The organism is Parabacteroides sp. PH5-46, assembly GCF_029892785.1.
Classification (GTDB): domain Bacteria; phylum Bacteroidota; class Bacteroidia; order Bacteroidales; family Tannerellaceae; genus DFXE01.
Genome location: NZ_JARXXA010000022.1, coordinates 52,883 through 63,055, shown reverse-complemented (window position 1 = coordinate 63,055; position 10,173 = coordinate 52,883). Strand labels below are relative to the sequence as shown.

The following is a 10,173-nucleotide window of genomic DNA, read 5'->3' as shown; positions in this document are numbered from 1 at the left end:
AGATAAAGATACTAATTCTTGCAGATATAAACAAGAAATAATCAAACTAATATATTGTCAATCAAATAAATGAAATGCTTTTAAGGATAGACTAAGTATCTTGCCGCTGATCGAAAATGCCGTCAAGCACAATGTGATCAGCAAGCAGTACCCTTTACGAGTCGATATTTATACTACGAATGAGGATCAGTTGGTTGTCTCCAACCATATTCAGCCCAAGAACGAAGAGAATAACAGCAGCGGGATCGGCCTGAAGAACCTCTGGGGACGCTATCGTATGCTCACAGGCAAGGATATCCACATCTCCGACCGAAAAGAATACTTCAAGGTGTCCCTTCCTTTACTCAATAAACCCTCTAAGGTATGAAAGCAGTTATCATTGAAGACGAAACCGTTGCCACCCATACGCTCAAGGCTGTACTTGCGCAGAACAAAGTAGCGCCGGTAGAAGTTGTTGCCGAACTTGAGAGCATCAAAGAGAGTGTTGATTACTTTAAGAGCTACCCTCACCCCGACATTATATTCATGGATATCCACCTCGCCGACGGTTCCGCTTTCAGCATCTTTGAGCAGGTGGAAATAGGGGCGCCTGTCGTTTTCACTACGGCTTATGATGAGTATGCGTTGCAAGCCTTCCAGGTAAGCAGTATTGACTACCTCCTGAAGCCAGTCACACTGGAAGCCCTCGAACGGGCGCTTAATAAATTGCGACTCTTTGACATCGAGCAACGCCGGGAGCATATCCGGCAGACCAACCAGACTATTCAGGACAGGCACATTATCAAGAGCTTGTTAGTCATGCTACCCGACAAGTTCTATCCCTTATCCGTAGAGGAAGTATTATTCTTCTACACCGCTAATGAGAAGGTGACAGCTTACACCGCAGACGGCAAAGAACATCCGGTAGATCGTACACTTGACGCCCTAAGCGAACAACTCGATGAGGCTCTTTTCTTCCGAGCCAACCGTCAGTTCATCATCTCCAGGAAGGCCATTAAAGACGTCGACCTTTGGTTTGGAAGTCGACTGTCGGTTAACCTCATCCTCCCCGTCCCGGAGCGAATCATTATCAGCAAAGTAAAGTCCCCCCTCTTCAAGAAGTGGATCCTTCTGGAGCCATAAATACCCGTGGCGTTTCACCCTTTTAGCAGGGCGTTTCACCGCCAAAATGAAACTACTCACCGATCGTTAACCTTTCTTCACGGACTTTCCGTTTTACTTTGCTTCTCAAACAATTAAAAAGAAGCCAATCATTATGCTAAAATGTATCACTTTTGATGGCGACTCAGCCACATTGGATTCCTTGATGAGTTATTTTGAGAAGCTCGACAAAGCATTGGAAGACGTACATGAAGTTTTATACAAGGACCAGCCCGAGATGCCCCTCTTTGTGAAAGAAGGAAGCAAAATAATTCGCGTGCGCAGAGAAGAAATCCTCTATCTCGAAGGTTACGGTGATTACGTGAAGATACATCGAACCAACGGAAAATGCCTCTTATCCCAAGTGAGCCTCAAGCGCTTTGAATCCATCCTTACGGGCAAAGAATTTAGCCGTGTGCACCGCTCATACATCGTCGCGATCCAGCATATTAACTACATTGAACGCAAACGCATACGTATCAATAACGACTTGATCCCCATCAGCGATTCCTACCTCCCGAATTTAATGAAACAGTTGGTCTTGCAGGAGTAGATTTATTCATTTCAGCACATGTTGAAAACAAATTTAATCCTTTCTATGTTATATTAGAAAATCATTTAAACAACAAGAATATGGCACGACCAAAAGGACAGACCAATATGGTCAAGAAAGAGACAGCGTACAAAGAAGTAAAGAATCATTTGAAGTATCTTAGCTTCTCCGAATTGGAGGATGTAATTGCGTACGCACTTCGGTATAAGAAAGAAAAGTTAGGAAACGAAGAACTTCGTCTGATCAAAGAAAAAGAAGAAATTGAACAGAAACTTCAGGAACTGAAGACTCTGGACAACAAAATGAACTAACTAATTTGCACTAATTGCTTTCCATTTCTTTTTATTCATATATTTGTTGTTCAAATTATATGAATATGAAGAATATAATAGCAACCACTATCATCAGCCTGGGTTTCCTGCTATCAGCAGGAAACTCAACTGCTCAAAACGCGAACCACGTCTATTCCTACCCGGTAGGAACTTCCATCATCAACCTGTTGGCTGAATCTCAGGGACAAGGTAATAAAGGCATTTTAATTGGCGCAACAGATGAAATGATCGCTGCATGCGCCCCTGAAGGTACCTTTCCCAATGCAATGAATGCTTTTCTTGTGCAAATGCCCTCCCAAACAGTTCTGGTAGATGCCGGTCTTGGCCGCGAGTTATTCAATAACCTCGAATCACTAGGCGTTTCCCCCTCTCAGATAGACATTATCTTGCTTACACACATGCATGGCGACCATACAGGCGGCCTCCTTCGTGAAGGAGTCGTTATGTTCCCCAATGCCAAGCTCTATCTTTCGCAGCCGGAGTACGACTACTGGATGGGTGATGAAAAATTCAAGCAGCAGCAACAGATCATTGCCGCCTACAAAGACCAACTACATTTATTCCAACCCTGTGAGCTGGGCAAATCAACTACCGATTTGGTCCCCGGACTCACAGCCTATGCCGCTTACGGACATACCCCCGGTCATACGATATATATGTTGGAGTCGGGCGGTGAAAAACTACTGGTTTGGGGCGATCTGACTCATGCGATGGCTCTACAAATGCCTTATCCGCAAGTAGCAGTCACCTACGATGTGAACCCCGACGATGCAATTGCTGCCCGCAAGCAAGTACTCGAATATGTATCCAAGTATAATATACCCATAGCGGGTATGCACGTAGCCTACCCGGCAATGGGAAGTATCAAAAGGCAAGCCTCAGGAGGTTATTCCTTTATACCTTTTTAAGTTCGCGGAGCAATTCGGGGAAGCCATGCTCAAAATCTACTCCGAAGCGGTAGTCGGCTTTGGCCTCGTAGGTCCGCAGGATGCTGCCTGCTGTATAGCGGACGGCAATTCCGGCTGATTGCTCCAGGCTGAAGCCATTCATCAATGCCGCCAGTAATGCGCTGCCGAATACATCTCCTGTTCCGTGGTAGTATCCCGGTATTTTGGGTACGAAGGTATAGCCGGTCTGGTTCGTTGTCCGGTCGTAAGTAGCGGCGCCCAGCTCTTCCTCTTCAAAGTAAACGCCTGTTAGCACTACTTGTTTCGGACCCAGTTGGCTCAGCTTCTTCAGCAAGTCTTCTATGTAGGCTTTGGAGTAGGGGCCGGGTTGGTAAGGTTCTCCCAGTAAGAGGGTAGCCTCCGTTATATTAGGTACGATGATGTCGGCCTTCCGGCAGAGTTCCTTCATACCGAGGGCAAACTCGGGTGTGAATATTTTATATAGCTCACCATTGTCGGCCATTACAGGATCTACAAGGATGAGGTTGTTTTTTTGTCTGAATGTATCAAAGAAGTCACTTACGATATCCAACTGCTCGAAAGAACCCAGAAATCCGCTATAGATGGCGTCAAACTGAATGTTTAAAGACTTCCAATGGTCCATGAAGGGACGCATCTCACTGGTGGTATCCAGATATGTAAAACCTGTAATGCCTCCCGTATGAGTAGACAATACTGCTGTTGGCATGGCACTTACTTCTATGCCTGCTGCCGATAAAATAGGGAGTGCTACCGTAAGCGAACACTTTCCGAAACCGGAAAGATCGTGTATCGCAGCAACCCTCTGAAGTGATGTACTTTCCATTGAAACGATTATTATAAGCTACAAATTTATGAATAATATCCCAGAGTATCTTTTCTTTCTGCTACATAAAATTGTGGCGGAATACGCAACAATTAAAACTTCGTGAGTTTCGTTTTACGGACGAGGAGCCACTCGGACGTTCTCAAACCATGTGGGCGAATATCCAGGAGCCACTCTTTGTGTGCAAAACGAAACGATTGAAACTCTAAGAGTCACTCCCTTTATGTTAAAAAGGGGTGTTTGGAAATCAAATAGTGGCAATTGATTCTTCTTTTTCTGTATTTTATTTATTACTTTTGACAACTATATGAAGCCGTTTGATGTTTTATATGAAAAAGACTAACGTTTAAAAGACAGAAAGATGGAAATTAAACACGAAGAGCACATAGATAGAGGTATTTTTAGGGCTTTTATAGGTGGAAAGGAAGCAGGTATGATTATCTACATCAACGATGATGATGATACAGTCATTATTTATCATACAGAAATAAATCATGAATATGGCGGTAGGGGCGTGGGCAAGGCGTTGATAGGTGCTATTGCAGATTTTGCCCGCGAGAAGGGAGTCTATGTTGTTCCGTTATGCCATTTTGCCAACTATGTTTTCAGGAAAACGCCTGCTTATAAAGATCTATTGGTACCCAATGAGTGGGAAAGTAAATTTAAAGGATGAATTATTATGGTATTTTACTCAAGTTACAAAAAGATTAAAGTATTAGAAGACGGTCCTTATGAAGCAATGGGGAATATTCCATTAAATCATTTGCGCTATGTGCCCAACGCTCGGAAGTTTTCACTTGAATATGAAGAGTTGGAGAAGTACGAAACGGATGAAATAGTGCATCTTTGCCGCTGTGGGATGAGTAAAGATAAGCCTTATTGTGACGGTTCTCACAATAAGGGTTTCGATGGTACGGAAACAGCCCCTACGACTACCTATGAGGAAATGGCAAAGTTTATCGAAGGTAAGCAGATAGACTTGCTGGATGCTGAAGAATTATGTGCAGGTGCTCGTTTCTGCGATACAAAGAGCGGCACATGGAATTTGGTAGAAACGTCCAATCATCCGGATGCCAAAAGGATTGTAAAACACCAAACCAAGGCATGCCCGAGTGGTAGACTTACAGCTGTGAACAAAGAAGGCTTACACCTGGAGCCCAAATTAAGGAAGGAGATAAGCGCCCTGGAAGACCCGGGAGCCGGCGTAATGGGGCCTTTATGGGTAAAGGGTGGTATTTTGATAGAAAGTGATGCCGGCGATCCTTATCCGACGCGTAACAGGGTAACGCTTTGTCGCTGTGGAAAGAGTAAGAACAAACCTTTCTGCGACGCCAGCCACTTGAAAAGTGTAAAAGAGTAGGTGTTTAGTTGTACATGAATGTAGAACTAAACAATGAGAGACAAACAAAGAAGGCCGACTAATCAATAGCCAGCCTTCCCCGAATGAATAAGAACTATTTATTGTCCTTAATGAGAGAGTGAATGTTTTACTTCATTGTATGTTACTGTAAAATTTTCTCCTTTCTTGATCCTCTTGAGTACTAATGAGCCCAGTTGGCGGGCGGAAGACTCAGTAGGGAATGTCATAATTGTATCAATCGCAGGAACGGTGGGCTGATAGACTAGTACCTTGGTATCAAACATAATGCGATAGCCCCATCCGTCCCCCGATTGAAACGTTTGCAACTCCGGTTGCCGGCCACCGGGGTTTCCCATATATCCCCGGTGAAGTGTAAATGATAGAATGAGCATCAGGAATAGTAGCAATCCTACTGCAATCTTCTTGCCTTTAATATTCATCATCGTCGTATTCATAAGGGTGTAGTTCCCATATGTCATCAAAACGGTAGGTGCCACTCTTTCCTGATACCACGAATCCTCTCTCGCCAGTGGAGAAAGAAGCCGCTACTGTACGGGCGGATCCCTTGAATTTGGAAACGTTCTCCCACAGATCCGTTGTGGGGTAATATTTCCAGGTATCGGTACGCAAGCTTCCGCTGTTTTCACCACAGGCTATGTAAGCCGCACCATCAATGACAAAAGCTACTGCGTTTGCCCGTACTATGTTATAATCATCGTCATAATCATCGTCTGAAGTGTTGGCGATATCGCGCAACTGGGTCCACTGCTTGGTTGAAGCGTCGTATTTCCAGAAGTCATAGATGTGATCGCCATTATTTTGTCCGCAGCAGACATACGCCACGTTGTCATTCATTACAAAAGCTGTAGCGCCCTGACGTTTACTACCTCCAATGCTTATGATCTGCTCCCAGCTGTTGGTGGAAGGAGTAAAGGCATAGAAATCTTTCTGGTAGTTTCCATCATATCCACATCCTATGTATCCTTTGCCTGATAGTCCGAAGGCTACGGCGCCTATCCTTGCGGAGGCCGGGAAGTCTGCTTTTTGTGTCCAATTGTTCGAGGCGGGGTCGTATTCCCAGAAATCATTGAGGTAATTCTCGCCGTCGAAGCCCGTTCCAAGATATCCTTTGCTCCCTACACTAAATCCTACGGCAGAATTACGTGCTGTACCCGGAAAGGCTGCCTTTTGTGTCCAAAAATCCTGCGCAATGTCATATTCCCACAGGTCGGTGAGGCGTTCTGAGCCGGTGTAACCACAAACGAGGTACCCTTTGTTGCCTATCGTAAATGAGGAGGCATCGCTGCGTGCCAATCCGTCCATGTCGGATACGCGGTACCACTTTCCGATCAAGTCGTCGTCATCGTCATCACCACATGAAGAAAAAAATGCCGGGAATAAGGCAATCAACAGAGCTATCAGTTTGTGTTGTGTCATACTCGTTATATGTATTTATGGGTTGTTTTGAGGGCAAATGAACAAGAGTTTTACTTACCCGGCAAATTAAATCGGTCAACGAGCCATTTGCCTCGGTCAACGCGCAGATACAAGGGGTAATCATAGGCCTTATGCACTTAAAGACCACAGGATGGGGACTGACCGATTGAAACGGGGCGTTGACAGGATACACTTGGAGGATGCAAACTTTTGGCTCTTCTTTGTACCCGCTTCTATGTAGTACTAATGAACGTATAATTTTATGTACAAACACCTATCTATTGTAATATTGCTGCTGACGGCCGGACTGCTGGCCTCTTGTTATGATGAGAATAATAGCTACGGTGACTCTCTGGTAGAGTCAGTTTTCAGAAACGTGAGTGTCGACACCTGTACCGTGAGGCTGGCTTCGATCTCGGTTGATTCGCTGGAGACCTCCGGCAAGGAAGTGGCACTGGTGGGGTGTTACGGTCATCCGGTGTGGGGAACGGTTTCAGCCGCTGCCTTTATCCCTTACAACCGCCCCTCGTATAATCTGGACTCGGATGAAAGCGTGCGGCTTGATTCGCTGATGTTGCAGATCTCACCTAATCGCTATTTTCTGGGCGACACAACTCAACAACTACGACTGAATATCTATGCCCTCACCCAAAAGATTATCCTGAATAGTAATGGCTACCTGTACAATCATAACTCGGTAACTTATAGCTCCGAGCCTCTCGGTACCTATACCTTCAAACCGAAACCAAACGATACGACTCTCATTGAGATCCGCCTTTCAGACGAACTGGGTAAGGATTTGCTCCAAAAGTTCCACGCGCGGGATCAGGCAGTATCGAGTGACCGCTTTGAGGACTATTTTAAGGGTATTGCAATCGTTCCGGAGGGCGATGCGAACCAGTCACTATTAGGTTTCTCGCTGGCGGATACCTCGGCTAGCCTCTCGCTGCGTTACCGGATAGCCGATGAGCTGGAGAATAGTCAGGAGCTAATGTTTTGGCCTAAAACGAGCGACCAGTTTAACCACATCACCCAAGACCGTAGTGGCACCCGCATGGAGTCCTATCCCGCCAAAGGCGCTGTGATACCGTCTGATTCCCTTGACAATATGGCATTGCTGGCCGGAGGTATGGGCTGGTACACGCGTGTAGAGTTTCCGTATCTGAATAACCTGAGGACTCAAGGGGAGCAGGTCTTGGTAGAAGCAGCATACCTGAAGATATACCCGGCGAAGGGCACCTATTCTACTTATAACCCGCTACCTGAGAATATCTATCTCTACATCGCCGACGAAAACAATGTGATAACCAATGCGGTAACAGACTACCTGGGCGAAGAAGTACAGGCCGGAACTTTACTAAAAAATGACACGTACGATGATGAAACCTATTACTACTTTGATATAACCGACTTTATCAAAGAAGAAATGGGGGCGGAGGGTATGTACAAACATAATTTGCAACTGGTATTCGATACGGATGGCTATACCAAAACAATCAACAACCTGCTTATAGGTGATCAGCAGAGTAAAAACCCTATCGTCTTACAACTAGTATACAAAATATATGAAAGCTATTAAATATATCTTCCTCTTGTTGCTTCCGGCCTTGCCTGTTGCAGCACAAAATACAATGACCTCGTCGCCCTATTCCATGTTTGGCCTTGGAGAGATGGTATCCGGGCTATACGGACAGAATGCAGCTATGGGAGGCGTGGCCTACGGGATGCGCCAGCCGATGCTGATTAATGTAGAAAACCCTGCCGGACTGACGGGGATGGATAGCTGCCGGCTGATAGCAGAGGTCTCAGCCTTCCTGAAGAGTGAAAACTATCAGTCGCGAGGTAAATCGAACAACGCTTTTACCGGCAATGTGTCTGCCTTTATGATGGGAGGTCGCATTATACCCCGCTGGTATATGGCAGCAAGCCTTACGCCTTACTCTACGGTGGGCTATTACTTCAAAAGCTCCCAGCCATTGGAAGGTACTGCCTCGAGTACGATTGAAAGTACCTTTGAGGGGGACGGCGGACTATCCAAAGCCTCTGTTTCTAATGCGTTTTTACTCCCCTGGAATCTCTCATTGGGCGTTAATATCAGCTATATCTTCGGGACGATGACCCAGAAGGAAACGCAAGACAATATGTCCCTCAAGCAGTACATGGACGCACGCGCTTTCTATGCGGATTTCGGCTTGCAGTATCAGCGTGCCCTGAATAAACATACAAGAGTAACGCTTGGTGCCGTATACGGCTATGAGCAAAAGATAAAGCTGGAGAATAAGCAGACCATCACCTCTTCGCTATCCGAAACAGAAACGACGAACAGAAAGATCACGCAGTATCTACCTCAGTTTGCCGGACTGGGTGGCTCTTTACAATATAAACATATGACGTATGGCCTCGACTATACCTTCCGTAAGTACAGTGCATTGAAGTCGGGCGCCAGCCGGGTTGTGTTCAAAGATGCGCACGAGCTTCGTTCCGGCCTTTGCTATTCGCCCCAAGGCTATGGAATCAAAAATTACTGGAAGCGGATGAGCTATAAGGCCGGTTTTAACCTCTCCACGCCGTACTATAACATCAACGGAAAGGGAGGTCTGGGTTGGCGGGCAACACTTGGATTAGGGTTTCCGGTGTCGAATGGGCAGATTAGTGCTTCTTTCTTCTACGACAAGTTACAGCTAAAGGGTAATACCCTCCAGAAAGACGTCATCGGGCTCACTGTAAGCTATACCCTGAGCGAGAACTTCTACAAAGTAAAACTTTGATGTACTACGACTCTCACTTGTTGATTACCTGTTCAAAGGAGTGAGGGAAAGAGGAGTTGAAGAGGGTTTTGTATTCTTTTTGGAAGAGGGTATAGGCCTTCTGAGCCAGTCCGTATTTACCCATTTGCACCAGATGGGCACACTTGATGCTTAGTGCATCTTCGTTCAGGGAGTCATGGATAAAGATGGTATCAGCCAACAGGATGCTGAAGTGTGAATGCCTCCGTATTTCGGACTGCGCATAGATATCTAAGAGGATATCGACCAACTGATTGGACAAATCAGACTTAAATGAGTCTATCCACTCAGTCTGAATGTTCGGCAGCAGTTCGCCCTTGGAAACAATGGAAAGCAAGGCAAAGGGAAGGATTGTAGCCTACCTTCTGATGTCTTTTATTGTCCTAAGCTGCTACGCACAACCGGCAATGGATCCTTCCTTCGATATCTTCAAGGGACTGACAAAAGCAGGGCTCACGTATACAGTAGCCCTTCAGCTTTGATGTTGGCCGATTTTAACTCCTGCTGCAAGCGCAAGATCTCTTTCTCCAACGATTTTGTGTCTTTTTCCTTTTTCATACGGGTCAAAGATAAATCATTTGAGAAAAACAAACGCAAAGCTTCAGCCTTATACTGAGTTGCATAGCGCCGAATCGCATCAAAACTAATACCGCCTCCATGTTTCGTTTCTGACATAAGTATACTTCAGTTGAATGACAACCTATTTCAGAACAAGACAAGCGTGCAAATTGTTGACTGATAGCCGTCAGTCAATTGGTTGACAATTGTCGGTTAATTGGCCTACGGCCGTCAGCCAACTGACCGATAGCTATC

13 protein-coding genes and 1 pseudogene are annotated in these 10,173 nt (G+C 45.5%); 9 read left to right on the top strand and 5 right to left on the bottom strand.

Features of this window, described 5'->3' with window-relative positions; genetic code table 11:
• Positions 1-91: 91 nt before the first annotated feature.
• The 5 genes and pseudogenes from M2470_RS17040 to M2470_RS17020 all read left to right on the top strand — a co-directional run.
• A pseudogene (locus M2470_RS17040) lies at positions 92-367 on the top strand (histidine kinase); the annotation flags it as partial.
• Positions 364-1,122: a LytTR family DNA-binding domain-containing protein gene (locus M2470_RS17035; RefSeq protein WP_280746211.1), complete on the top strand. Its 759-nt coding sequence runs from the start codon at positions 364-366 to the stop codon at positions 1,120-1,122. The pseudogene M2470_RS17040 and the gene M2470_RS17035, both read left to right, overlap by 4 nt.
• A gap of 133 nt (positions 1,123-1,255) precedes the next feature.
• Entirely contained in the window at positions 1,256-1,693 is a 438-nt protein-coding gene (locus M2470_RS17030; protein ID WP_280746210.1) for a LytTR family DNA-binding domain-containing protein, read from the top strand.
• A gap of 80 nt (positions 1,694-1,773) precedes the next feature.
• Positions 1,774-2,004, top strand: coding sequence for a hypothetical protein (locus M2470_RS17025; protein WP_280746209.1), 231 nt, complete (start codon positions 1,774-1,776; stop codon positions 2,002-2,004).
• A 65-nt stretch (positions 2,005-2,069) separates the two neighbouring features.
• Entirely contained in the window at positions 2,070-2,933 is an 864-nt protein-coding gene (locus M2470_RS17020; protein ID WP_280746208.1) for an MBL fold metallo-hydrolase, read from the top strand.
• On the opposite strand, the gene M2470_RS17015 is transcribed toward M2470_RS17020, so the two are convergent.
• Positions 2,920-3,777: a pyridoxamine kinase gene (locus tag M2470_RS17015; protein ID WP_280746207.1), complete on the bottom strand. Its 858-nt coding sequence runs from the start codon at positions 3,775-3,777 to the stop codon at positions 2,920-2,922. The genes M2470_RS17020 and M2470_RS17015 overlap by 14 nt on opposite strands.
• A 361-nt stretch (positions 3,778-4,138) precedes the next feature.
• Between M2470_RS17015 and M2470_RS17010 the strand changes: the two genes are divergently transcribed.
• Together M2470_RS17010 and M2470_RS17005 are read left to right on the top strand one after the other, a co-directional pair.
• Positions 4,139-4,450 (top strand): GNAT family N-acetyltransferase, encoded by a 312-nt coding sequence (locus M2470_RS17010; RefSeq protein WP_280746206.1) that lies wholly within the window; start codon positions 4,139-4,141, stop codon positions 4,448-4,450.
• A gap of 6 nt (positions 4,451-4,456) precedes the next feature.
• A complete protein-coding gene (locus M2470_RS17005; protein ID WP_280746205.1) occupies positions 4,457-5,137 on the top strand; it encodes a CDGSH iron-sulfur domain-containing protein in 681 nt (226 codons plus the stop codon).
• Positions 5,138-5,244: 107 nt separating this feature from the next.
• Here the strand turns inward: M2470_RS17005 and M2470_RS17000 are convergent, their stop codons facing one another.
• Complete coding sequence (locus M2470_RS17000; protein WP_280746204.1) at positions 5,245-5,580, bottom strand: DUF4907 domain-containing protein; 336 nt, start codon at positions 5,578-5,580, stop codon at positions 5,245-5,247.
• A complete protein-coding gene (locus tag M2470_RS16995; RefSeq protein WP_280746203.1) occupies positions 5,567-6,574 on the bottom strand; it encodes a kelch repeat-containing protein in 1,008 nt (335 codons plus the stop codon). Before M2470_RS16995 ends, M2470_RS17000 begins: the two co-directional genes overlap by 14 nt.
• Positions 6,575-6,836: 262 nt before the next feature.
• On the opposite strand from M2470_RS16995, the gene M2470_RS16990 reads away from it, so the two are divergent.
• Together M2470_RS16990 and M2470_RS16985 are read left to right on the top strand one after the other, a co-directional pair.
• Positions 6,837-8,153 carry a DUF4270 family protein gene (locus M2470_RS16990; RefSeq protein ID WP_280746202.1) on the top strand — a complete coding sequence of 439 codons (1,317 nt, stop codon included), beginning with the start codon at positions 6,837-6,839 and terminating at the stop codon, positions 8,151-8,153.
• Positions 8,140-9,342 (top strand): hypothetical protein, encoded by a 1,203-nt coding sequence (locus tag M2470_RS16985; RefSeq protein WP_280746201.1) that lies wholly within the window; start codon positions 8,140-8,142, stop codon positions 9,340-9,342. Before M2470_RS16990 ends, M2470_RS16985 begins: the two co-directional genes overlap by 14 nt.
• Before the next feature lie 13 nt (positions 9,343-9,355).
• Here M2470_RS16985 and M2470_RS16980 read toward each other — a convergent pair whose 3' ends face one another.
• Positions 9,356-9,697 carry a hypothetical protein gene (locus M2470_RS16980; RefSeq protein WP_280746200.1) on the bottom strand — a complete coding sequence of 114 codons (342 nt, stop codon included), beginning with the start codon at positions 9,695-9,697 and terminating at the stop codon, positions 9,356-9,358.
• A 116-nt stretch (positions 9,698-9,813) separates the two neighbouring features.
• Positions 9,814-10,035 carry a hypothetical protein gene (locus tag M2470_RS16975; protein WP_280746199.1) on the bottom strand — a complete coding sequence of 74 codons (222 nt, stop codon included), beginning with the start codon at positions 10,033-10,035 and terminating at the stop codon, positions 9,814-9,816.
• Positions 10,036-10,173: the final 138 nt, after the last annotated feature.